Annotated in this window: 20 protein-coding genes; 4 read left to right on the forward strand and 16 right to left on the reverse strand. The window is 52.7% G+C overall.

All coding sequences use genetic code 11. The annotated features are described in order from the left end of the window. Window positions 1–144: 144 nt before the first annotated feature. The 12 genes from nuoL to lrhA form a co-directional block, all read right to left on the reverse strand. Entirely contained in the window at window positions 145–1,986 is a 1,842-nt protein-coding gene (gene nuoL, locus FEK50_RS06490; protein WP_001056618.1) for an NADH-quinone oxidoreductase subunit L, read from the reverse strand. Beyond that, window positions 1,983–2,285 carry an NADH-quinone oxidoreductase subunit NuoK gene (nuoK, locus tag FEK50_RS06495; protein ID WP_000612644.1) on the reverse strand — a complete coding sequence of 101 codons (303 nt, stop codon included), beginning with the start codon at window positions 2,283–2,285 and terminating at the stop codon, window positions 1,983–1,985. The genes nuoL and nuoK overlap by 4 nt, the downstream gene beginning before the upstream one ends. Beyond that, window positions 2,282–2,836, reverse strand: a complete 555-nt coding sequence (gene nuoJ, locus FEK50_RS06500) for an NADH-quinone oxidoreductase subunit J (protein ID WP_000393511.1) — start codon at window positions 2,834–2,836, stop codon at window positions 2,282–2,284. The genes nuoK and nuoJ overlap by 4 nt, the downstream gene beginning before the upstream one ends. An 11-nt stretch (window positions 2,837–2,847) precedes the next feature. Beyond that, complete coding sequence (gene nuoI, locus FEK50_RS06505; RefSeq protein WP_000172749.1) at window positions 2,848–3,390, reverse strand: NADH-quinone oxidoreductase subunit NuoI; 543 nt, start codon at window positions 3,388–3,390, stop codon at window positions 2,848–2,850. A gap of 14 nt (window positions 3,391–3,404) precedes the next feature. After that, window positions 3,405–4,382, reverse strand: a complete 978-nt coding sequence (gene nuoH / locus FEK50_RS06510) for an NADH-quinone oxidoreductase subunit NuoH (protein WP_000118507.1) — start codon at window positions 4,380–4,382, stop codon at window positions 3,405–3,407. After that, the gene (gene nuoG / locus FEK50_RS06515; RefSeq protein ID WP_131162041.1) at window positions 4,379–7,105 is read right to left on the reverse strand and encodes an NADH-quinone oxidoreductase subunit NuoG; all 2,727 of its coding nucleotides are present in this window, start codon (window positions 7,103–7,105) and stop codon (window positions 4,379–4,381) included. Before nuoG ends, nuoH begins: the two co-directional genes overlap by 4 nt. Window positions 7,106–7,157: 52 nt before the next feature. Continuing rightward, entirely contained in the window at window positions 7,158–8,495 is a 1,338-nt protein-coding gene (gene nuoF / locus FEK50_RS06520; RefSeq protein WP_000789507.1) for an NADH-quinone oxidoreductase subunit NuoF, read from the reverse strand. Then, a complete protein-coding gene (nuoE, locus tag FEK50_RS06525; protein ID WP_000545042.1) occupies window positions 8,492–8,992 on the reverse strand; it encodes an NADH-quinone oxidoreductase subunit NuoE in 501 nt (166 codons plus the stop codon). Before nuoE ends, nuoF begins: the two co-directional genes overlap by 4 nt. Before the next feature lie 2 nt (window positions 8,993–8,994). After that, window positions 8,995–10,797: an NADH-quinone oxidoreductase subunit C/D gene (gene nuoC / locus FEK50_RS06530; RefSeq protein WP_000247878.1), complete on the reverse strand. Its 1,803-nt coding sequence runs from the start codon at window positions 10,795–10,797 to the stop codon at window positions 8,995–8,997. 93 nt (window positions 10,798–10,890) lie between these two features. Beyond that, window positions 10,891–11,553: an NADH-quinone oxidoreductase subunit NuoB gene (gene nuoB, locus FEK50_RS06535; RefSeq protein WP_000386733.1), complete on the reverse strand. Its 663-nt coding sequence runs from the start codon at window positions 11,551–11,553 to the stop codon at window positions 10,891–10,893. A gap of 15 nt (window positions 11,554–11,568) precedes the next feature. Continuing rightward, entirely contained in the window at window positions 11,569–12,012 is a 444-nt protein-coding gene (nuoA, locus tag FEK50_RS06540; RefSeq protein ID WP_000062997.1) for an NADH-quinone oxidoreductase subunit NuoA, read from the reverse strand. Window positions 12,013–12,631: 619 nt separating this feature from the next. After that, window positions 12,632–13,570: a transcriptional regulator LrhA gene (gene lrhA / locus FEK50_RS06545; RefSeq protein ID WP_130207219.1), complete on the reverse strand. Its 939-nt coding sequence runs from the start codon at window positions 13,568–13,570 to the stop codon at window positions 12,632–12,634. A 924-nt stretch (window positions 13,571–14,494) separates the two neighbouring features. On the opposite strand from lrhA, the gene alaA reads away from it, so the two are divergent. Together alaA and yfbR are read left to right on the forward strand one after the other, a co-directional pair. After that, complete coding sequence (alaA, locus tag FEK50_RS06550) at window positions 14,495–15,712, forward strand: alanine transaminase AlaA (protein WP_064526608.1); 1,218 nt, start codon at window positions 14,495–14,497, stop codon at window positions 15,710–15,712. Window positions 15,713–15,795: 83 nt separating this feature from the next. After that, window positions 15,796–16,395: a 5'-deoxynucleotidase gene (gene yfbR / locus FEK50_RS06555; RefSeq protein WP_130216968.1), complete on the forward strand. Its 600-nt coding sequence runs from the start codon at window positions 15,796–15,798 to the stop codon at window positions 16,393–16,395. A 60-nt stretch (window positions 16,396–16,455) separates the two neighbouring features. Here the strand turns inward: yfbR and FEK50_RS06560 are convergent, their stop codons facing one another. The 4 genes from FEK50_RS06560 to yfbV form a co-directional block, all read right to left on the reverse strand. Continuing rightward, window positions 16,456–18,288, reverse strand: coding sequence for an SLC13 family permease (locus tag FEK50_RS06560; RefSeq protein ID WP_130207223.1), 1,833 nt, complete (start codon window positions 18,286–18,288; stop codon window positions 16,456–16,458). Between the two features lie 86 nt (window positions 18,289–18,374). Continuing rightward, a complete protein-coding gene (hxpA, locus tag FEK50_RS06565; RefSeq protein WP_131162042.1) occupies window positions 18,375–19,025 on the reverse strand; it encodes a hexitol phosphatase HxpA in 651 nt (216 codons plus the stop codon). A 10-nt stretch (window positions 19,026–19,035) separates the two neighbouring features. Beyond that, a complete protein-coding gene (locus FEK50_RS06570; RefSeq protein WP_064526599.1) occupies window positions 19,036–19,530 on the reverse strand; it encodes a YfbU family protein in 495 nt (164 codons plus the stop codon). A gap of 83 nt (window positions 19,531–19,613) precedes the next feature. Then, on the reverse strand, window positions 19,614–20,069 hold the full coding sequence (gene yfbV / locus FEK50_RS06575) for a terminus macrodomain insulation protein YfbV (protein ID WP_000106627.1): 456 nt from the start codon (window positions 20,067–20,069) through the stop codon (window positions 19,614–19,616). A gap of 338 nt (window positions 20,070–20,407) precedes the next feature. Here yfbV and ackA point away from each other — a divergent pair, with 338 nt between their 5' ends. Beyond that, window positions 20,408–21,610, forward strand: coding sequence for an acetate kinase (gene ackA, locus FEK50_RS06580; RefSeq protein WP_130207228.1), 1,203 nt, complete (start codon window positions 20,408–20,410; stop codon window positions 21,608–21,610). Between the two features lie 73 nt (window positions 21,611–21,683). Beyond that, the gene (pta, locus tag FEK50_RS06585) at window positions 21,684–23,828 is read left to right on the forward strand and encodes a phosphate acetyltransferase (protein WP_131162044.1); all 2,145 of its coding nucleotides are present in this window, start codon (window positions 21,684–21,686) and stop codon (window positions 23,826–23,828) included. Window positions 23,829–23,900: the final 72 nt, after the last annotated feature.

Here is a 23,900-nt window from a genome sequence, read left to right on the forward strand (position 1 = left end):
CTTAAGTACGTTCCGGTTGCTGTGCGCTGGCGGTATCCGGTCTGACTTCGCCGATGACGCCTGTACTTCAGGAACAGTTACCTAAAATTTATTCTTAGTTCACAGACCCGGCGCAGCGCCGGGTATATTCACTCAGCCAACAACTCAACGCAGTACCATCAACAGTGCCAGCACCACGACCGCACCGATGCTCATGGATGCCACATACCAGCGCAGGTAGCCGTTCTCGCTTAACAGCAGACCTTTACCTGCAAAGCGGGAAAGAACCGCCGGGATGTTCATCATTGAGTTCAGCGGATCGCGTTTCAGCAACCAGGCAATCCCCAGGAACGGCTTGACGAATACTTTGTCATACAGCCAGTCGAAGCCCCAGGCGTTGTACCACCAGGTGCCCAGCAGGCGGCCCGGCGCACTGTTGGCGATGGAGGTCACCAGAGTACGTTTACCCAGCCACAGCCAGGCTGCCAGCAGAATGCCGACCACCGCGACCACGCCAGAGGTAATTTCCAGGGTCAACATGCTGCCGTGCGCCAGCTCCGTCGTTTGCGGAAGCACGCCCTGCAGCGGCGGTACAATCAGTGCGCCAACGAAGGTGGAAAGGATCAGCAGCACAATCAGCGGCAGGCTGTGAGTTACCCCTTTCACGGCGTGAGCGTGAATTTGTTCTTTTCCGTGGAAGACGATGAAAATCATACGGAAGGTGTAGAGCGAGGTCATAAACGCACCGACCAGACCTGCCACCATCAGATTGATATGACCATTCGCCATCGCACCCGCGAGGATCTCATCCTTACTGAAGAAGCCCGCAGTGACCAGCGGCAGTGCCGACAGTGCTGCGCCGCCCACCAGGAAGCAGAGATAAACCAGCGGAATAGATTTACGCAGACCGCCCATCTTGAAGATGTTCTGTTCGTGATGGCAGGCCAGAATGACGGAACCGGATGCCAGGAACAGCAGCGCTTTAAAGAACGCGTGGGTCATCAAGTGGAAAATCGCCGCATCCCATGCCTGCACGCCAAGCGCGAGGAACATGTAGCCAATCTGGCTCATGGTAGAGTAAGCGAGAACACGTTTGATGTCGGTCTGTACCAGCGCGGCAAAACCGGCCAGCAGCAGCGTAACCGCCCCAACAATACCCACCAGATGCAGAACTTCCGGCGTCATCAGGAACAGGCCGTGGGTACGGGCGATCAGGTAGACACCTGCGGTTACCATCGTTGCGGCGTGGATCAGCGCGGAGACAGGCGTCGGGCCGGCCATCGCGTCGGCAAGCCATGTCTGCAACGGCAACTGCGCAGATTTACCAACCGCACCGCCCAGCAGCATCAGCGTCGCCCACATCAGCATGTTATTGCCGTCAGCAAAGTGCGCAGGCGCCAGTTCCACCATTTCGCGGAAGTTCAGCGTACCCAGCTCGTTGTAGAGAATGAACAGCGCGAAAGCGAGGAACACGTCACCCACACGGGTCACGACGAACGCTTTCATTGCCGCTGCGCCATTCTTCGGATCGGTGTAATAGAACCCGATCAGCAGATAGGAGCACAGGCCCACGCCTTCCCAGCCGAGGTACATCAGCAGCAGGTTATCGGCGAGAACCAGAACTACCATGCTGGCGATGAACAGGTTGGTGTAGGCGAAGAAGCGAGAGTAGCCCTCTTCACCGCGCATGTACCAGGAGGCGTACATGTGGATCAGGAAACCCACACCGGTAACCACCGAGAGCATGGTCAGCGACAGGCCGTCCAGCACCAGATTGAAACCGATGTTAAAGTCGCCTACCGACATCCACGTCCACAGCGGCTGGCTGTATGCCTGCTCACCGTTAGCGAAGAAGTCAACGCCAATAAAGGCAGTTACCAGCGCCGCCAGGCCCACAGAGCCAACGCCGACGATCGCCGAGACGTTTTCAGACCAGCGCCCACGGGAGAATGCCAGCAGGACGAAGCCAATCAATGGCAAAATAATGGTTAAGGCAAGCATGTTCATCCGCGCATCTCACTTACTGAATCGATGTTCAGGTTCTGGCGACGACGGTGAAGTTGCAGCAGCAGCGCAAGGCCGATACTCGCTTCTGCCGCCGCGAGGCTGATGGCGAGAATGTACATCACCTGACCGTCGGTCTGGCCCCAGTAGCTTCCGGCAACCACAAAGGCCAGCGCGGAGGCGTTAATCATGATTTCCAGACCAATCAGCATAAACAGCAGATTGCGACGGATAACCAGACCGGTTAAGCCAAGAACGAATAAGATTGCCGCGAGGATCAGTCCATGTTGTAAGGGGATCATGCGTGCTCCTCCGTTTTTCTTTTCGCGCTGTCGTCTTTACGATTGCTCAGCACTTCACCCGCACGCTCTTCACGACCGACGTGGAAGGCCACAACCAGACCCGCGAGCAGCAGCATAGAAGCCAGTTCTACCGCCAGTACATAAGGCCCGAACAGCGTAATACCCACTGCTTTAGCACTGATTGGCGTACCGTCGATACCCTGATCGTTAACACCGAGGATGGCGTAAACAATCACCACCAGCATGATGGCCGACAAAATTGCCGGACCAATCCACACCTGCGGTTTCAGCCACTGGCGTTCTTGTTCGATTTCCGAACCGCCCAGGTTGAGCATCATCACCACGAACACGAACAGCACCATAATGGCACCCGCGTAGACGATAATTTCCAACGCACCGGCGAAGTAAGCGCCCAGCGAGAAGAACACCCCGGAAATCGCCAGCAGCGAAATAATCAGGTACAGCAGTGCGTGTACCGGATTGGTATGGGTGATCACTCGCAAGGTCGCAAGTATGGCTATCAGGCCACAGATATAAAAAGCGAACTCCATTGCCCCTCTCCTTACGGTAACAGGCTCTTGACGTCGATAGGCTTGGCTTCGTTCTCTGCTTCGCCCTTATCTTTGCCGTCGATTGCCATACCTGCCATCCGGTAGAAGTTATATTCCGGGTATTTGCCCGGACCGGAGATCAGCAGATCCTCTTTCTCGTAAACCAGATCCTGGCGCTTGTATTCCCCCATTTCGAAATCCGGGGTTAACTGAATCGCCGTGGTCGGACAGGCTTCTTCGCACAAACCACAGAAAATGCAGCGTGAGAAGTTGATGCGGAAAAATTCCGGATACCAGCGACCGTCTTTGGTTTCTGCTTTTTGCAGCGAGATACAGCCGACCGGGCAGGCTACCGCGCAGAGGTTACAAGCTACGCAACGCTCTTCGCCGTCCGGGTCGCGGGTCAGAACGATACGACCACGATAACGGGGCGGCAGATAGACCGGCTCTTCCGGGTACATTCGCGTTTCGCGTTTGGCGAACGCGTGCAGGCCGATCATCCAGATACTACGAACCTGGGTGCCGAAACCTACTAACAATTCTTTTAAGGTCATGGTCTTATTGCCCCTTATTGCGCCTGCCAGAGAATGACAGCCGCCGTTACCAGCAAGTTGATCAGCGTCAGCGGCAGGCAGATTTTCCAGCCGAAGGACATTACCTGGTCATAACGCGGACGCGGTAACGACGCACGAATCAAAATGAACATCATCATAAAGAACGCGGTTTTCAGCGCGAACCAGATGAATGGCGGTAACAACGGGCCTTGCCAGCCACCGAAGAACAGCGTCACCATCAGTGCAGAGATGGTCACAATCCCGATGTATTCACCCACGAAAAACAGACCGAACTTCATGCCGGAATATTCAATGTGGTAACCATCCGCCAGTTCCTGCTCGGCTTCCGGCTGGTCAAACGGGTGACGGTGGCACACCGCCACGCCCGCGATGGCAAAGGTAATAAAACCAAAGAATTGCGGGATGACGTTCCACACATGCGCCTGGCTGTTGACGATGTCGGTCATGTTGAATGAACCGGCCTGCGCCACCACGCCCATCAGGGAAAGCCCGAGGAACACTTCGTAGCTCAGGGTCTGCGCAGAAGCACGCATCGCACCCAGCAGCGAGTATTTGTTGTTACTTGACCAGCCCGCAAACAGCACCGCGTAAACCGCCAGACCGGCCATCATCAGGAAGAACAAAATCCCGATGTTCAGGTCGGCAACCACCCAACCTGGGCTGACTGGCACAATCGCAAAGGCCAGCAGCAGCGAGGTAAAAGCAATCATCGGTGCCAGGGTAAAGATGACGCGATCCGAGAATTTCGGGATCCAGTCTTCTTTAAAGAACATTTTGATCATGTCCGCAACCAGCTGGAGCGAACCGCCCCAGCCAACACGGTTAGGTCCGTAACGGTTCTGGAACAGACCCAGCAGGCGACGTTCGCCAAAGCTCATGAATGCCCCACAGGTGACAACCACCAGCAGGATCACCACCGCTTTGAGGATGGTCAGCAGGATCTCAATCAGTTCCGGTGATATCCAACTCATTGTTGTGCCTCCTTGAGATCCTCAAGATGCGCGCCGGCCAGCACCGGAGCAATGCCGGACATACCCATCGGCAAGCCCACCTGCCCTACCGTCAGCCCTTCGGCGATTTCAACCGGTAGCGTGACCGTGTTGCCATCGTAGCTAAAGGAGACGCGTGTCCCCGCATTCACGCCCAACTTCGCGGCATCCGCTGGGTTGAGTTTGATGTACGGCTGCGGCATACGGCTCTGGAAGACCGGAGCACGCTGTGACAATTCATCGCTGCCAAACAGGTGGTAGTACGGCGCGATACGCCATTTCCCGTCCTGCGGCTGGAAGCGTGCCGGTACGCTGGTGAAGTAATCCAGACCGTTTTCGCTGGTTTCAAACAGACGCACGCCCGGATCGCCAAAGCGCAGTTTGCCGCCCACTTCGTCCTGGAATTTGTTCCACGCCTGCGGGGAGTTCCAGCCTGGCGCCCAGGCAAACGGCACTTGCGAACGGTGCGCGGTCGGCTGGTTGTTACCTTCCATCGAGAAGGTGAACATGGTGTCAATGTCCTGCGGCTGACGCGGCTCATGAACGCTGATGTTGGCGCGCATGGCAGTACGACCGCTGTAACGGTGCGGCTCACGGGCCAGTTTCTGCCCACGAATACGGAATGTCGCATCCGGCGCAGCATCTTTGATACCCGCCAGTTCCGGGATTTTCGCCACAACGGCGTCAATCACGTGGTCGAGCTGCGTCCAGTCCACTTCACGGCTCAGCAGGGTACTGTGCAGCGAGTGCAGCCAGCGCCAGCTTTCCAGCATGACAGTTTTGCTGTCGTAATAGGACGGGTCGTAAACCTGGAAGAAACGTTGGGCGCGGCCTTCGTTATTAATTACCGTACCGTCGCTTTCAGCAAAGCTGGCGGCGGAAAGCACCAGATGGGCGTTTTCCATGATCGCTGTGCGTTGATGGTCAACCACCATCACCAGCGGCGCTTTAGCCAGCGCAGCATTCACGCGGGTAGCGGAAGCGTGACGATGCAGATCGTTTTCCAGCACCACCACCGCATCGGCGCGTCCGGTTTCCAGTTCGGTTAACGCTTCTTCCAGCGAACCACCGCCCATAATGCCCAGCCCCATGCTGTTGACGGAACGGGCAATCATGGTGATACCGACGTCAGCGCCGCGACCTTTCAGGGCTTTTGCGACGTTAGCCGCCGCCTGAATCACCTCTAAGCTACCGGCGTTCGTCCCGGAGATAATCAACGGTTTCTTCGCACCAGCCAGTGCCTGCACGATGACGTCGATTTTGCTTTGCAGCTCAGGTTCAATACCGTCAACTGCTGGCGCGGAGTTGTCCAGCGCATGGGCGATGGCAAAACCTAAACGCGCCTGATCTTCAACCGGTGCGCGGTAAGTCCACGCCGCAATATCATCCAGACGGGTGTCATCAACGTTGGTAACAAACAGCGGATGCTTCGCACGCTGACCGATGTTGAGGATTGCCGCAATCTGCCAGTCAGCCACTTTCTGTGCTGCCGCCATTTCGCGCGCTTTACCTTTCACCGCCTGACGCACTGCCAGCGCGACGCGCGCGCCGGTCTGGGTAACGTCTTCCCCCAGCACCAGTACCGCATCATAAGATTCGATTTCGCGCAGTGCCGGAGTATAAATGCCGCCTTCACGCAGCACTTTTAGTGCCAGTTGCAGACGTTCCTGCTCACCGTGAGCGATACCGGTATAGAAGTTTTCTTCGCCCACCAGCTCACGCAGCGCAAAGTTGCTTTCCACGCTGGCGCGCGGAGAACCGATGCCGATCACTTTCTTCGACTGACGCAGAATATCTGCCGCGCCCTGCATTGCCTGTTCGGCGTTGAGGGTAATGAAATCATCGCCACGACGCTGTACTGGCTGACGCGGACGATCTTTCAGATTGACGTAGCCGTAACCGAAACGACCACGGTCGCAGAGGAAATAGTGGTTTACCGTACCGTTGTAACGGTTTTCGATACGACGCAGTTCGCCATAACGCTCGCCGGGGCTGATGTTACAGCCGATGGAACATTGCTGGCAGATGCTCGGCGCAAACTGCATATCCCATTTACGGTTGTAACGCTCGGAGTGCGTTTTGTCGGTAAATACGCCGGTCGGGCAAATTTCGACCAGGTTACCGGAAAATTCGCTTTCCAGCGTGCCGTCTTCCGGGCGACCGAAGTAGACGTTGTCATGCGCGCCATAAACGCCCAGATCTGTACCGTCAGCGTAATCTTTGTAGTAACGCACGCAGCGGTAGCAGGCGATGCAGCGGTTCATTTCGTGAGAGATGAACGGCCCCAGGTCCTGATTGCGGTGGGTACGTTTGGTGAAACGGTAGCGACGGAAGGTATGCCCGGTCATCACGGTCATATCCTGAAGATGGCAGTTACCGCCTTCTTCACATACCGGACAGTCGTGCGGATGGTTAGTCATCAACCACTCGACCACACTTTCACGGAACTGTTTCGCTTCTTCGTCGTCAATGGAAATAAAGGTGCCATCGGAAGCCGGTGTCATACAGGACATCACCAGGCGACCACGCGTGTCTTCCGCGTTTTGGTATTGCTTCACCGCACACTGGCGGCAAGCACCGACGCTTCCCAGCGCCGGATGCCAGCAAAAGTAAGGAATATCAAGGCCCAGAGACAGACAAGCTTCCAGCAGGTTGTCCGCTCCGTTGACCTCGTATTCTTTGCCGTCTACATGAATTGTAGCCATTAGCATGCTTCCAGTTTTCTCGGTCAGGGACCGAGCGTTAATCGAAATTCGGTTACCAGCGCTCTTTCAGCAGGTTCGGCTGAATCCCATTAATCAAATGGGTATTGCTGAACGGCTGTTTGATTCCCGCCTCAAATTCTTCGCGGAAATATTTGATGGCGCTCTGTAACGGCTCCACTGCACCAGGTGCGTGGGCACAGAAAGTTTTACCCGGGCCTAAGAATCGACACAGTTGCTCAAGTGTTTCGATATCGCCCGGCTGACCTTCGCCACGCTCCAGCGCACGCAGAATTTTCACGCTCCACGGCAGACCGTCGCGGCACGGAGTACACCAGCCGCAGGACTCACGGGCGAAAAACTCTTCCAGGTTACGCACCAGCGACACCATGTTGATCTCATGGTCAACCGCCATCGCCAGCGCCGTACCCAGACGGCTTCCCGCTTTACCGATACTTTCGAATTCCATCGGCAGGTCAAGGTGCGCTTCGGTCAGGAAGTCGGTACCCGCGCCGCCTGGCTGCCAGGCTTTGAATTTCAGACCGTCACGCATACCACCGGCGTAATCTTCGAGGATCTCGCGCGCGGTGGTGCCGAACGGCAGTTCCCACAGGCCCGGATTTTTCACCCGACCGGAGAAGCCCATCAGCTTGGTGCCAGCATCTTTACTTTTCGAGATGTTCTGATACCACTCCACGCCGTTAGCGAGGATCGCCGGAACGTTACACAGAGTTTCGACGTTGTTGACGCAGGTTGGTTTACCCCATGCACCGGAGGTTGCCGGGAATGGCGGTTTTGAGCGAGGGTTAGCGCGACGCCCTTCCAGGGAGTTGATTAACGCCGTTTCTTCACCGCAGATATAGCGCCCTGCCCCGGTATGGACGAACAGTTCAAAATCAAAACCTGTTCCCATAATATTTTTACCGAGCAGACCCGCTTCGGTCGCTTCGGCAATGGCACGGCGCAGATTCACGGCTGCTTCAATATATTCGCCACGCAGGAAGATGTAGCCACGGTAGGCTTTCAGCGCAAACGCGGAAATAAGCATGCCTTCCACCAGCAGGTGCGGCAGTTGCTCCATCAGCAGACGGTCTTTATAAGTGCCAGGCTCCATTTCATCGGCGTTACATAGCAGGTAACGGATGTTCATGGATTCGTCTTTCGGCATCAGGCTCCACTTCAGGCCAGTTGAAAAGCCTGCACCGCCGCGCCCTTTCAGACCAGAGTCTTTAACCTGATTAACGATCTCGTCCGGAGACAGCCCGGTCAGCGCCTTACGCGCGCCTTCGTAACCGTTTTTGCTGCGGTATTCGTCCAGCCATACTGGCTGTTTGTCATCACGCAGACGCCAGGTTAGCGGATGCGTTTCGGGAGTACGGATAATGTTTTTCATTTATACCGCTCCAGCAGTTCAGGGATCGCTTCCGGGGTCAGATGCGCGTGAGTGTCCTCATCGATCATCATGTTTGGCCCTTTATCACAGTTCCCCAGGCAGCAAGTTGGCAGCAGCGTAAAGCGGCCATCAAATGTCGTTTGCCCTGGTTTGATGTTCAGCTTTTTCTCCAGCGCCGCCTGAATGCCCTGGTAACCGTTGATGTGACAAACCACGCTGTCGCAATAACGGATCACATGGCGGCCTACCGGCTGACGGAAGATCTGGCTGTAGAACGTTGCCACACCTTCGACGTCGCTCGCCGGAATACCCAGCACATCGGCGATCGCGTGGATCGCGCCATCCGGCACCCAGCCACGCTGCTTCTGAACGATTTTCAGCGCTTCAATGGACGCCGCACGCGGGTCTTCGTAGTGGTGCATCTCGTGCTCAATCGCTTCACGCTCTGCCGCACTCAGCTCAAAAGCCTCAGTTTGTGGTTGTTGATTCTCGTGCATAATTAGCGGTCCACATCTGACATAACAAAATCGATACTGCCCAGATAAACAATCAGGTCAGACACCAGGCTGCCGCGGATCGCCGCCGGAATTTGCTGCAAATGCGCATAACTCGGCGTACGGATACGGGTGCGATAACTCATGGTGCTACCGTCGCTGGTCAGGTAGTAACTATTGATCCCTTTAGTCGCCTCAATCATCTGGAAGGATTCATTGGCAGGCATCACCGGACCCCACGACACTTGCAGGAAGTGGGTGATCAGGGTTTCGATATGTTGCAGCGTGCGCTCTTTCGGCGGCGGCGTGGTCAGCGGGTGATCCGCTTTGAACGGGCCTTCCGGCATGTTGTTGAGGCACTGCTCAAGAATGCGCAGACTCTGGCGCAGCTCTTCCACTTTAAGCATTACGCGGGTGTAGCAGTCAGAAACACCACCACCCACCGGGATTTCAAAGTCGAAGTTTTCATAGCCAGAATAAGGACGCGCCTTACGCACGTCGAAGTCGATCCCGGTGGCACGCAGGCCAGCACCGGTGGTGCCCCACTCCAGCGCCTCTTTCGCGCCATAGGCGGCAACGCCCTGGGAACGACCTTTCAGAATGGTGTTTTGCAGCGCCGCTTTCTCGTAAGACGCCAGACGTTTCGGCATCCAGTCGAGGAACTCACGCAGCAGACGATCCCAGCCACGCGGCAGGTCGTGCGCTACGCCGCCAATACGGAACCACGCCGGGTGCATACGGAAACCAGTGATTGCTTCCACCAGATCGTAAATTTTCTGCCGATCGGTAAAGGCAAAGAACACTGGCGTCATTGCGCCGACGTCCTGAATAAAGGTGGAGATATAGAGCAGGTGACTGTTGATGCGGAACAGTTCGGAGAGCATTACGCGAATGACGTTAACGCGATCCGGCACGGTGATCCCGGCCAGTTTCTCTACCGCCAGCACGTAAGGCATTTCGTTAACGCAGCCGCCGAGATATTCGATACGGTCGGTATACGGAATGTAGCTGTGCCAGGACTGGCGTTCGCCCATTTTCTCAGCGCCACGGTGGTGGTAGCCGATGTCGGGTACGCAGTCGACAATCTCTTCGCCATCGAGTTGCAAAACGATACGGAAAGCCCCGTGCGCCGACGGGTGGTTTGGACCAAGGTTGAGGAACATGAAGTCCTCGTTTTCGGTGCCGCGCTTCATCCCCCACTCTTCCGGTTTGAAGGTCAGGGCCTCCATCTCCAGATCCTGTTTGGCTTTGGTCAGCTCAAACGGCGAGAATTCGGTAGCGCGCGCCGGGTAATCTTTACGCAGCGGGTGACCTTTCCAGGTTTGCGGCATCATGATGCGGCGCAGGTTCGGGTGACCGTCGAAAGTAATGCCAAATAGATCCCAGGTTTCACGCTCATACCAGTTAGCGTTCGGGAACAGTTTGGTAAAGGTCGGTACGTGCAGGTCGTTTTCTGCCAGCGCCACCTTCAGCATGATGTCGCGGTTACGATCGATAGAAATCAGATGGTAGAAAACGGAAAAATCCGCGGCAGGTAACCCTTCGCGGTGTGTGCGCAGACGTTCGTCCATGCCGTGTAAGTCAAACAGCATGACGTAAGGTTTCGGCAGTTTCTTTAAGAAATCGCCAACTTCCAGTAATTGTTCACGCTTGATCCACACAACGGGAACCCCGGTGCGAGTCGCCTGAACAGTAAAGGCATCCGGCCCAAAACGGTTGCGCAGTTCGCCAATCACCGGATCATCAAGATGATCGCGGGTCTGCCAAGCGGGTTCTTGCGCGGTTAAGTCGGTCATATTGTTCACCATTGCAAATGGTCCGTGGTGACTGTCGGCGCAGTAAGCTTCGCGAAATAGATTTAGGAATAAGCGAAGAAAAATCCCTTTGCCGACAGGCGCAAATTAAATCTCGTCAGGTGTACGCAGGTTGGTTACGGCAATGCGTTCACCGCGCTTGCGTTCGCGCTCTGATTGCATATTGGCGCGATAAACGCCCTGATCGCCAACCACCCAGGAGAGCGGACGACGTTCTTTACCGATAGATTCCTGCAACAGCATCAGTGCCTGCATGTACGCTTCAGGACGCGGCGGGCAGCCCGGGATATACACATCAACCGGGATGAATTTATCGACGCCCTGCACAACGGAATAAATATCGTACATACCACCGGAGTTGGCACAGGCCCCCATTGAGATAACCCATTTTGGTTCCAGCATCTGGTCATAAAGACGCTGAATAACCGGTGCCATTTTTGTAAAGCAGGTTCCTGCCACCACCATCAGGTCAGCCTGACGCGGCGAAGCACGCAATACTTCTGCGCCAAAACGCGCCACGTCATGCACCGCGGTAAACGAAGTCACCATCTCAACGTAACAGCAGGAAAGACCGAAGTTATACGGCCAAATTGAGTTTTTACGACCCCAGTTAACCATGTCATTGAGCTTGCCCATAAACACGTTTTTGTTAACTTCTTGCTCCAGAGGGTCGGTTACGATCTCCTGCTTTTGCAGGGGGTAACGGTCGTTCTCACCGTTGGGATCTATGCGGGTGAGCGTATAATCCATCTTAATGCCTCGCGGTTAGCGTTGACGATTAGCGATACTGTTCGTTTCCGGGTTCATACGCTCGCGGCGTGAACGCGCGGGCGTCCAGTCCAGCGCGCCAATACGCACCAGATAAACCAGACCTGCCAGTAACACAAAAATAAAAATTGCAGCTTCCACAAAGCCTACCCAGCCGCTTTCGCGAATAGAGGTTGACCATGCGAACAGATACAGCGCTTCAACGTCGAAGATAACGAAGAACATGGCCACCAGATAAAACTTGGCGGACAGGCGTAAGCGGGCGGAGCCGACCGAGTCGATACCGGATTCAAACGGCACGTTTTTCGACCTCGCGCGTGCGCGACCGCCTAAAAACCAACCGCCTACCAGCATCAGGCAACACAGGCCAATGGCAACGATAAGAAAGATAGCGAATGCCCAGTGATGAGCGATGACTTCAGTGGATGTTGACATACTCATTGCTTACTCATCAAAAGTAGCGCCAGATTCACTGCTCTTCACGGCAGATGGACGCCACATCGATTCATGGGGAGGAATAAAAAAACCTTACAACTACTGTAATAACAATTTTATACAGTGAATTGATGTGGTCTTTTACCCCTTTCTATAACCTTTTGTCAACTTTAACAAAAGTTTCTTCACATTAATTTACATAATACCAACAACCCTTGCATTTAATGCTCTTCATCCCAGATCATTGACGACTCCAGGAAAATTAGATGTTGTTGAATCGTGTCCGTTGTGAAGCAATGGAAAAAATACGGGCCTATTTTGACAGGAATTTGTGTCGATTCCTCCCCCTAAAAGAGAGTATTTTCTTGATCTGTGACACGCTTTTGTTAATCCATAACAAAAATACAGCAACAAGTTCACGTATTTTTTAACATTATTGTAGCAGGAGATTTTTATCAGGCGATTTTTTGTTCGCGCGTATAGAGAATGGAGGTCGATTGAAAAATGAACACATTTGTTCAAAATCAGGAAAAGTCGTCATCATTTATTGTAAAAAAAAGCCACTGACGTTCAAAAAAACATCAGTGGCTTGTTTTTACAAATGTGGTTACCTGGTACCAGGCAATTATTCGTAATCGCCTTCAATTAACAGAGAATCATCCCCTTCATGGGCTCCTGTCGCGCTGAACTGCCATGGATTCTGATAACTCTCCATAGCCTGATATATCACCTGGGCCAGTTCATTACCGCTGGACGGATCATAGCAGAGCAAATATTCGGTATCTGGCAGTGGTGGTAAACCGTCCACAGCACTCAAGACGCGCAGGTCCGGACTCATCATTTCAACCGGCCTGGCCGTTACACCCAATCCCGCTTTCACGGCAGCACGGACCGCCGGCAACGTGGAGGCGACATAAGCCAGACGCCATGGAATATCTGCTTTATTGAGTGTTGCCAGAACCATATCGCGGAACGGACTAGGATCATCCAGCAACACCAGAGGGATCGGCTCGCCTTTTTGCAATACGTATTCCGCAGCGCAATACCAGTGCGTTGGAGAAGTTCTCAGGTTCAACGCCTTAAAGGTATCAGGACGATTTGTGGTAACCATTAAATCCACTTCCTGGGACTTCAGCATATCTGCCATGTAAGCATTACGCTTAACGCGGACATCCAGCGCAAGTTTCGGATAAACCGAACTCACGCGATTAAGCAGGAAAGGTAAGATCGTATCAGCAGATTCATCTGAAGCGCCGATTGTTAACACGCCCTGAAGATTACTGAACATCAATGATGAGCAAGCTTCATCATTAAAACGCAGGATCTTCCTGGCATAGCCAAGAAGCTGAATGCCATGTTCAGTTAACAGTTTGTTACGACCATGCCGAGCGAACAGTTCTTTCCCAACGAGTTGTTCAAGACGTTGCATTTGCTGACTAACAGCGGACTGAGTACGACACACGGCGGCAGCTGCGGCAGCAAAAGTGTTCAGATCGGCAACAGCAACAAATGTTCTCAGCAGATCGAGGTCGAGGTTAATTATCGGACGATTTGCACTTATCATATATTATCACTTACTGGCGGCTCATACTGAGCTGGTTAATGCTGTGCACACACAAACAAGCAATTCCATTTGTAATGTGCCTCCCTGGCAGTTTCATCCGGAAGTCTGGATGAAAGTTAAAATGCATATGAGTTGCACTAATAAGAACGACTCACATTGTTCCGTTATAATGCCTGAAGTAGTTCACAGAATATATCTTCAGGAATCGCATATCTATTAAGTTACTCACTCTTTTCTATTTATGACATGCGAGTGTTTGTGTAAATGTAAATGTTGATCCTTGTTCCACTACTAGCAAAGCGGCGCCAACCCAGCGTGAACACGCATAAGCGGCGATGATTTGTCTGCATCAAAAGTGGGGGTTCCGTCATTTAAGCGAGCATTTTACCCTAAAACCCATTTATTTATAAGGGCCATTGCGAATTATCTGATGCAAAGTTATGTTATGTTAGGCAAAGTAATCTTCTATTATTAATAAGCACAACAAAGCCTTTTTGAATATTAAATAATAATTAATTAGCACACCCTGCATTCATTAATTACGCTTAACAATAGTTTCGCACGTCATCACCTATACGACACTTCGGCAATCACTACTCTGTTAATGTTTCACTTATAATGAAAATATCATGAATATGTTATGTTCGTGATTTCTTAAATCAAAGGAAATTCGCACATTTATCTACCAGACAAAAAACTATGCATTAGATTAATACTTAGAATAAATCACTACAAAACACAAATCATTAAGCATATGCATCTCAATATTTAACGATTATTAAGTTATTAACAGCACATTCCCTTCTTTTACTCTCGCAAAATCTTGTTCTGCAGAACTTCAAAACACCGCCTCGGGGGAGTACATTGTTCTAAGCTGACTTCCACGGCAGGGAGTGGCGATAACAGCAAAAAAGGTCAAGATTCATGTCACCCATTGAAAAATCCAGCAAGTTAGAGAATGTCTGTTATGACATCCGTGGTCCGGTGCTGAAAGAAGCAAAACGCCTGGAAGAAGAAGGTAACAAGGTATTGAAACTGAACATCGGCAACCCAGCCCCGTTCGGTTTTGACGCTCCTGATGAGATCCTGGTTGACGTGATACGCAACCTCCCGACCGCTCAGGGCTATTGTGATTCAAAAGGCCTCTACTCTGCGCGTAAAGCCATCATGCAGCACTATCAGGCGCGAGGCATGCGTGATGTTACCGTGGAAGATATTTACATCGGCAATGGTGTATCGGAGCTTATCGTTCAGGCAATGCAGGCCTTGCTGAACAGCGGGGATGAAATGTTGGTTCCTGCACCTGATTACCCACTATGGACCGCGGCGGTTTCGCTCTCCAGCGGTAAAGCGGTGCACTACCTTTGTGACGAGTCCTCTGACTGGTTTCCGGACCTTGATGATATTCGCGCTAAAATTACGCCTCGTACGCGCGGTATCGTTATTATCAACCCGAACAACCCTACCGGCGCGGTTTATTCCAAAGAGCTTTTAATGGAAATTGTGGAGATTGCGCGTCAGCATAATCTCATTATCTTCGCCGATGAAATTTACGACAAAATTCTCTACGACGACGCCGAGCATCACTCGATCGCGGCGATGGCGCCTGACCTGCTGACCATTACCTTTAACGGTCTGTCGAAAACGTATCGCGTGGCAGGCTTCCGTCAGGGCTGGATGGTGCTGAACGGGCCGAAAAAACACGCCAAAGGCTACATCGAAGGTCTGGAGATGCTGGCCTCAATGCGACTTTGCGCCAACGTTCCCGCACAACACGCGATTCAGACCGCATTGGGTGGCTATCAGAGTATCAGTGAATTTATCTTACCAGGCGGGCGTCTTTACGAGCAGCGTAATCGCGCATGGGAATTGATTAACGACATTCCAGGCGTTTCCTGCGTGAAGCCACGCGGCGCGCTGTACATGTTCCCAAAAATCGACGCCAAACGTTTTAATATTCACGACGACCAGAAGATGGTGCTGGACTTCCTGTTACAGGAAAAAGTTCTGCTGGTTCAGGGGACGGCTTTTAACTGGCCGTGGCCGGATCACTTCCGCATAGTTACGCTGCCGCGCGTTGATGATATCGAACTGTCATTAAGTAAATTCGCTCGTTTCCTTTCTGGCTATCATCAGCTGTAATCTTAAATTCACTGCCGGAGATTGCATCCGGCAGTGTTATCCCCCCACAATGATCTCATGAAGTCATCACACGCAAGGTCGTTATGAAGCAGAGCCATTTTTTTGCCCATCTCTCCCGTCTGAAACTCATTAACCGCTGGCCGTTAATGCGCAATGTACGGACAGAAAATGTGTCTGAGCACAGTTTGCAGGTGGCGATGGTCGCCCATGCGCTGGCTGCCATTAAAAACCGTAAGTTTGGCGGAAATGTCAACGCTGAACGCATCGCTCTGCTGGCGATGTACCACGATGCCTCTGAAGTGCTCACCGGCGATCTCCCTACCCCAGTGAAATATTTCAACTCGCAAATCGCTCAGGAATACAAAGCCATTGAAAAAATTGCCCAACAAAAGCTGGTCGATATGGTTCCGGAGGAGTTGCGGGATATTTTCGCGCCATTAATCGATGAAAATGCGTATAGCGATGAAGAAAAGTCGCTGGTGAAACAGGCTGATGCACTTTGTGCCTATCTGAAATGTCTGGAAGAGCTCGCAGCCGGAAATAATGAATTTTTGCTGGCAAAAACGCGGCTGGAAGCGACACTTGAAACGCGCCGCAGCCAGGAGATGGACTACTTCATTGAGGTCTTTGTTCCCAGCTTCCATCTTTCGCTCGATGAGATTAGCCAGGATTCGCCACTGTAAGCAGACAGATACCAGCCGACGCAGCCTGATAAGACGCGCCAGCGTCGCATCGGGCTCTCGTTAAAACGGAAACAGCATCGGAATCATCACCACGCAAACCGCCATCACAATAACGGTGAACGGTACTCCCAGCTTCACAAAATCACTAAAGCTGTAATTTCCCGGCCCTAAAACCAACGTGTTAACCGGTGAGGAAACTGGCGTCATAAAGGCGGCGGATGCTGCCATCGCCACCACCATGGCAAATGGATACGGCGAGACGCCCATTGTTTTAGCCGCGGCCAGCGCAATCGGCGCCATCAACACAGCCGTTGCCGTATTCGAAATAAACAAACCAATCACCGCCGACAAGACAAACAAACAGCCAAGCATCATATGCGGCCCGTAACCGCCGCCGATGTCCATTAACCCTTTCACCGCCAGCGCGACACCGCCTGTTTTCTGTAGCGCTACCGCGAACGGCATCATCCCAACGATCAAAATAATGCTCGGCCAGTGAATGGATTTATAGGCGCTTTCAGCATCGATACAGCGGAATTTCCCCATCAGCAGGCAGGCAATGATAGCCGCGATGGGATTAGGGATTTCATCAGTCAGCATTAACGCCACCATCAACACCAGACAGAAAATGGCATGGGGTGCCTGACTGTGCGCAGGCGATGCTTCACTCACTTCTTCCGGTAAGTTCAGCGCCACGAAGTCGCGGCCCTGTTTTGCCAACATACCGATAAGCTTCCAGTTACCGACGACCAGAATGATATCGCCCAGCAGCAGAGGCTCATCCGCCAGCGAACCTTCCAGCGCCACGCCGTTGCGTTTCAGGCCCACCACATTCAGTCCGTAGCGCGTACGAAAGCCAATTTCGCGCACCGATTTACCAATCAACTCAGACTCAGGAATTAATGAAATCTCCGCCATGCCAACATCAAGGGCTTGATCGGAAAAATACTCGCCGCGCAGCACCATCGGTTCCAGCAATTGTTCACTACAAAATTGTCGGAGATCGACATCAGCCGCAGACATATCAATAAGCAAAACGTCACGCGCCCGGAATTCAGAAACCCCGTTCACGTTCACAATAACGCGACGAAAACGCCGCCAGCGTTCAACACCGATGACGTTAGCGCCATAACGTTCACGTAATTTGAGATCGTCCAGTCGCTGGCCAATCATCGGCGAACCGGGACGAATGGCCAGGCGACGCGCGCGCCCGGTAAGTCGGTATTCACGGATAAGATCGCGGAAGGTACGACGCGTCCAGCCTTCGCGCGGCGGGGTCTGGGCATCCCCTTTCAGCATGAAACGCATCACTAACATATACAAGATGCCCAGCACCAGTACGACCAGGCCGATGGGGGTTACGCTAAAGAAACTAAAACCATGATAGCCTTCACGCAGCAATTCACTGTTAATCACCAGGTTAGGTGGCGTTGCCACCAGCGTCATCATGCCGCTGATCAGCCCGGCAAAACTTAACGGCATCATCAGGCGCGACGGCGACGTTTGCATGCGCATAGCGACGCTTAACACCACAGGGATAAAGATAGCGACGACGCCCGTTGAACTCATAAACGCGCCAAGGCCCGCAACGGTCAGCATCAACAAAACCAACATTTTGATTTCACTGTTGCCTGCCACTTTAACCAGCCATGTCCCCATTACAGTGGCGACACCCGTGCGGACTAAACCATCGCCAATAATAAACAAGGCGGCGATCAGTACCACGTTAGGATCGGAAAAACCGGAAAACACTTCAGGGACGGTCAGCGTACCGCTTAATGCAAACGCAACAATGACAAACAAAGCGACCGCATCCATACGCACTCTGCCAGTCGCAAACAAGACGATGGCAACCGCCAGTAATGAAAGAACCCAGATCAATTCACCGTTCACAACGTATCCTTGTTAATTGAGGGGGATGGCCTGATTCTGCCACAAAAAAGCCCCGTCGGGACGGGGCTAAATCATGATCTGGCGTTTCACGCAATAATAACGTCACCATTTGGCTGTTTGATCACAGTAATTTGTTCCAGACTATGGAGGACCAAATCTACCTCATTCAGACGCGGCGTCTCAGTCGGCGCATTGACTGCGATAACCTTGCAACCCGCCGCCAGGCCAGAAAGCACACCAGCGGGCGCATCCTCTACCACCACACATTCCTGCGGCGCAAGGCCCAACAGTTGTGCACCTAACAGATATGCATCAGGCTCTGGTTTTCCACGTTTAACCCGCTCTGCGGTAACAAACACTTCCGGCGCGGGAAGTCCGGCGGCTTTGTGACGTGCTCGCGCAACAGGCATGGAACCAGAAGTGACAATGGCCCACGGAATCCCCGCTTTATTCAAATGATTGAGTAAAGCTATCGCCCCTGGGAGTGCGGTAATACCTTCGGTTTCCGTGGCCTCGATTTGTTCCAGACGGGTAAACTCGGCGGCAATTTCCGTCTCCGATTTGCCCATCATGAAATGGCGCAGAGACGTAATCGCCTGTTTACCATGAATAAACGCCAGCACATCTTCCGGTGCTAGCCCATGACGTCTGGCCCAGTTGCTCCACGCCCGCTCTACCGCGGGCAGAGAATCCACCAGCGTTCCATCCAGATCAAACAGAAAACCTTTACACCGCACGCGGGCCTCCTCAGGCGTTGATGATTTGGTTAATTTCGTTAGCGCTCAGGTGATACTGACGCGGGCAGGCATGCCAGACATTCAACATGCGCAGATATTTCTCCCACATTGGCGTCTGGGCATTAAAGCCGTGAGTTCCGGCATCAAAATGGGTGTAACGCCCTTCAACGTTAACCATAAAGCGGACATAACCGAGATAACGTGCTTCGGTGGCGGCGTCAAAGCCGAGGAAGGTGACACGACGTTCATCGATGGATTGCTGGTCCTGTAAATTAGACCAGGAAACATGCAGCGCGTGATACATCTCCATAATGTCGATGATAGTGCGGCAGGTTTCTTCTTTCAGCTCGCCAAACTCGCGATCCAGTTCACGCATTTGTAAACCATAACCACGCTCAATGATTGTTTGCAGGCGACGGTAACGTTCAGCATTTGCCGGATCGAGCATAGTCATCATTTTGTACTGGTTAGACAAAATAAGACGTTGCGCGTTGGTCATTTCCATTGTTGACTCCTGTATCACTCTACTACGGTGAAAAAAAAGAAGGCCGATGTCTGCCTTCTTTTATATGCGTAATCAGGGGTCAATTACAAATCATCAAGGAAAGTTTTATCCAGTTGTTTGAAGGCGCGCTTAAGCGTGTCAGCTAATGCCTGGTAATCTGGCTTGCCTTCAACAGGTGCCAGCACCTGTCCAGACTCCTGCAATTTACCGCGAACTTCATAAAACCAGTTGAGGATTGCAGGTGGTAATGGCGTTACAGAACGCTTGCCCAGCCACCACAGTCCCTGCATGGGTAAGCTTAGGGCGAACAACGCAGTGGCGACTGCCGGACCAAGCTGACCGCCCAGCGCAATCTGCCAGCAGAGAGTAAACACGGCGATCGGCGGCATAAAGCGGATCGCATAGCGCGTCATCTTAATGACTCGATTCTCAACAAAGACCGGGGCAAGGCGTTTTTCCAGCGGCCACGTCTTTGAGTAATGCTGTCCCCGGCGAAACAAGCTAAAAAAATTAACAGAACGATTATCCGGCGTTGACATGCTTCACCTCAACTTCACATATAAAGATTCAAAAATTTGTGCAAATTCACAACTCAGCGGGACAACGTTCAAAACATTTTGTCTTCCATACCCACAATCAGGTATCCTTTAGCAGCCTGAAATGGCCGAATAGTACATATTCATTGAGTCGTCAAATTCATAAACATTATGCCATTGGCTGAAAATTACGCAAAATGGCATAGACTCAAGATATTTCTTCCATCATGCAAAAAAAATTTGCAGTGCATGATGTTAATCATAAATGTCGGTGTCATCATGCGCTACGCTCTATGGCTCCCTGACGTTTTTTTAGCCACGTATCAATTATAGGTACTTCCATGTCGAGTAAGTTAGTACTGGTTCTGAACTGCGGTAGTTCTTCACTGAAATTTGCAATCATCGATGCAGCGAATGGTGAAGAGTACCTTTCTGGTTTAGCCGAATGTTTCCACCTGCCCGAAGCACGTATCAAATGGAAAATGGACGGCAATAAACAAGAAGCGGCTTTAGGTGCAGGCGCCGCTCACAGCGAAGCGCTCAACTTTATCGTTAATACTATTCTGGCACAAAAACCAGAACTGTCTGCGCAGCTGACCGCTATCGGTCACCGTATCGTACACGGCGGTGAGAAGTATACCAGCTCCGTAGTGATCGACGAGTCTGTTATTCAGGGTATCAAAGATGCAGCTTCTTTTGCACCGCTGCACAACCCGGCTCACCTGATCGGTATCGAAGAAGCACTGAAATCTTTCCCGCAGTTGAAAGATAAAAACGTTGCTGTATTTGACACGGCGTTCCACCAGACTATGCCGGAAGAGTCTTACCTCTACGCCCTGCCGTACAACCTGTACAAAGAGCACGGCATCCGTCGTTATGGCGCGCACGGCACCAGCCACTTCTATGTAACTCAGGAAGCGGCAAAAATGCTGAACAAACCGGTAGAAGAACTGAACATCATCACCTGTCACCTGGGCAACGGTGGTTCCGTTTCTGCTATCCGTAACGGCAAATGCGTTGATACCTCTATGGGTCTGACTCCGCTGGAAGGCCTGGTAATGGGTACTCGTTCTGGTGACATCGATCCGGCGATCATTTTCCACCTGCACGACACCCTCGGCATGAGCGTTGATGCCATCAACAAACTGCTGACCAAAGAGTCTGGCCTGCTGGGTCTGACCGAAGTGACCAGCGACTGCCGCTATGTTGAAGATAACTACGCGACGAAAGAAGACGCGAAGCGCGCAATGGACGTTTACTGCCACCGCCTGGCGAAATACATCGGTGCATACACCGCGCTGATGGATGGTCGTCTGGACGCTGTTGTATTCACCGGTGGTATCGGTGAAAACGCAGCGATGGTTCGTGAACTGTCTCTGGGCAAACTGGGCGTGCTGGGCTTTGAAGTTGATCGCGAACGCAACCTGGCTGCACGTTTCGGCAAATCTGGTTTCATCAACAAAGAAGGTACCCGTCCTGCGGTGGTTATCCCAACCAACGAAGAACTGGTTATCGCGCAAGACGCGAGCCGCCTGACTGCCTGATTTCACACCGCCAGCCCAGCTGGCGGTGCTGTTTTGTAACCCGCCAACCGGCGGTAACGAAAGAGGATAAACCGTGTCCCGTATTATTATGCTGATCCCTACCGGAACCAGCGTCGGTCTGACCAGCGTCAGCCTCGGCGTGATCCGTGCAATGGAACGCAAAGGCGTTCGTCTGAGCGTTTTCAAACCTATTGCTCAGCCGCGTACCGGTGGCGATGCGCCCGATCAGACAACGACTATCGTGCGTGCGAGCTCTTCCACCACGACAGCCGCCGAACCGCTGAAAATGAGCTACGTTGAAGGTCTGCTTTCCAGCAATAAAAAAGATGTGCTGATGGAAGAGATCGTCGCGAACTACCACGCTAACACCAAAGACGCTGAAGTGGTTCTGGTTGAAGGTCTGGTACCGACACGTAAACACCAGTTTGCCCAGTCTCTGAACTACGAAATCGCCAAAACGTTGAACGCGGAAATCGTCTTCGTTATGTCTCAGGGTACTGACACCCCGGAACAGCTGAAAGAGCGTATCGAACTGACTCGTAACAGCTTCGGTGGTGCCAAAAACACCAACATCACTGGCGTTATCGTTAACAAACTGAACGCACCGGTTGATGAACAGGGCCGTACTCGCCCGGATCTGTCCGAGATTTTCGACGACTCTTCCAAAGCTAAAATCAACAATGTTGATCCAGCGAAGCTGCAAGAATCCAGCCCGCTGCCGGTTCTCGGCGCTGTGCCGTGGAGCTTTGATCTGATCGCGACTCGTGCTATCGATATGGCACGCCACCTGAATGCCACCATCATCAACGAAGGCGACATCAACACTCGCCGCGTGAAATCTGTAACTTTCTGTGCACGCAGCATTCCGCACATGCTGGAGCACTTCCGTGCAGGTTCTCTGCTGGTAACTTCCGCAGACCGTCCTGACGTACTGGTTGCCGCTTGCCTTGCTGCAATGAACGGCGTAGAAATCGGCGCCCTGCTGCTGACTGGCGGCTATGAAATGGACGCGCGCATTTCTAAACTGTGCGAACGCGCTTTCGCCACCGGCCTGCCGGTATTCATGGTGAACACCAACACCTGGCAGACTTCTCTGAGCCTGCAGAGCTTCAACCTGGAAGTTCCGGTTGACGATCACGAGCGTATCGAGAAAGTTCAGGAATACGTTGCTAACTACATCAACGCTGACTGGATTGACACTCTGACTGCCACTTCCGAGCGCAGCCGTCGTCTGTCTCCGCCTGCGTTCCGTTATCAGCTGACCGAACTGGCGCGCAAAGCGGGCAAACGTATCGTTCTGCCGGAAGGCGACGAACCGCGTACCGTTAAAGCAGCCGCCATCTGTGCTGAACGTGGTATCGCAACTTGCGTACTGTTGGGTAACCCGGCAGAGATCAACCGAGTTGCAGCGTCTCAAGGCGTAGAACTGGGCGCAGGCATTGAAATCGTTGATCCGGAAGTGGTTCGCGAAAAATATGTTGCTCGTCTGGTCGAACTGCGTAAGAACAAAGGCATGACCGAAACCGTTGCCCGCGAACAGCTGGAAGACAACGTGGTTCTCGGTACCCTGATGCTGGAACAGGATGAAGTTGATGGCCTGGTTTCCGGTGCTGTTCACACCACCGCAAACACCATTCGTCCGCCGCTGCAGCTGATCAAAACTGCACCGGGTAGCTCTCTGGTATCTTCCGTGTTCTTCATGCTGCTGCCGGAACAGGTTTACGTTTACGGTGACTGTGCGATCAACCCGGATCCGACCGCAGAACAGCTGGCTGAAATCGCCATCCAGTCCGCGGATTCCGCCGCAGCCTTCGGTATCGAACCGCGTGTGGCTATGCTCTCCTACTCCACCGGTACTTCTGGTGCAGGTAGCGACGTAGAGAAAGTTCGCGAAGCAACTCGTCTGGCGCAGGAAAAACGTCCTGACCTGATGATCGACGGCCCGCTGCAGTACGACGCTGCGGTAATGGCTGACGTTGCGAAATCTAAAGCGCCGAACTCTCCGGTTGCAGGTCGCGCTACCGTGTTCATCTTCCCGGATCTGAACACCGGTAACACCACCTACAAAGCGGTACAGCGTTCTGCCGACCTGATCTCCATCGGGCCGATGCTGCAGGGTATGCGCAAGCCGGTTAACGACCTGTCCCGTGGCGCACTGGTTGACGATATCGTCTACACCATCGCGCTGACTGCGATTCAGTCTGCACAGCAGCAGTAATCTCGTCATAATCCGCAGCCTTACTGCTGCGGATATCAGAACCGGAAATAGCCACTATTTCCGGTTTTTTAT

Origin of the sequence: Escherichia sp. E2586 (assembly GCF_005781105.1) — a bacterium.
Taxonomy (GTDB): Bacteria; Pseudomonadota; Gammaproteobacteria; order Enterobacterales; family Enterobacteriaceae; genus Escherichia.

Coding starts and splice junctions, on each gene's coding strand:
- nuoL (WP_001056618.1), bottom strand. CDS start 1,986: ATGAACATGCTTGCCTTAACCATTATTTTGCCATTGATTGGCTTCGTC.
- nuoK (WP_000612644.1), bottom strand. CDS start 2,285: ATGATCCCCTTACAACATGGACTGATCCTCGCGGCAATCTTATTCGTT.
- nuoJ (WP_000393511.1), bottom strand. CDS start 2,836: ATGGAGTTCGCTTTTTATATCTGTGGCCTGATAGCCATACTTGCGACC.
- nuoI (WP_000172749.1), bottom strand. CDS start 3,390: ATGACCTTAAAAGAATTGTTAGTAGGTTTCGGCACCCAGGTTCGTAGT.
- nuoH (WP_000118507.1), bottom strand. CDS start 4,382: ATGAGTTGGATATCACCGGAACTGATTGAGATCCTGCTGACCATCCTC.
- nuoG (WP_131162041.1), bottom strand. CDS start 7,105: ATGGCTACAATTCATGTAGACGGCAAAGAATACGAGGTCAACGGAGCG.
- nuoF (WP_000789507.1), bottom strand. CDS start 8,495: ATGAAAAACATTATCCGTACTCCCGAAACGCATCCGCTAACCTGGCGT.
- nuoE (WP_000545042.1), bottom strand. CDS start 8,992: ATGCACGAGAATCAACAACCACAAACTGAGGCTTTTGAGCTGAGTGCG.
- nuoC (WP_000247878.1), bottom strand. CDS start 10,797: ATGGTGAACAATATGACCGACTTAACCGCGCAAGAACCCGCTTGGCAG.
- nuoB (WP_000386733.1), bottom strand. CDS start 11,553: ATGGATTATACGCTCACCCGCATAGATCCCAACGGTGAGAACGACCGT.
- nuoA (WP_000062997.1), bottom strand. CDS start 12,012: ATGAGTATGTCAACATCCACTGAAGTCATCGCTCATCACTGGGCATTC.
- lrhA (WP_130207219.1), bottom strand. CDS start 13,570: ATGATAAGTGCAAATCGTCCGATAATTAACCTCGACCTCGATCTGCTG.
- alaA (WP_064526608.1), top strand. CDS start 14,495: ATGTCACCCATTGAAAAATCCAGCAAGTTAGAGAATGTCTGTTATGAC.
- yfbR (WP_130216968.1), top strand. CDS start 15,796: ATGAAGCAGAGCCATTTTTTTGCCCATCTCTCCCGTCTGAAACTCATT.
- FEK50_RS06570 (WP_064526599.1), bottom strand. CDS start 19,530: ATGGAAATGACCAACGCGCAACGTCTTATTTTGTCTAACCAGTACAAA.
- yfbV (WP_000106627.1), bottom strand. CDS start 20,069: ATGTCAACGCCGGATAATCGTTCTGTTAATTTTTTTAGCTTGTTTCGC.
- ackA (WP_130207228.1), top strand. CDS start 20,408: ATGTCGAGTAAGTTAGTACTGGTTCTGAACTGCGGTAGTTCTTCACTG.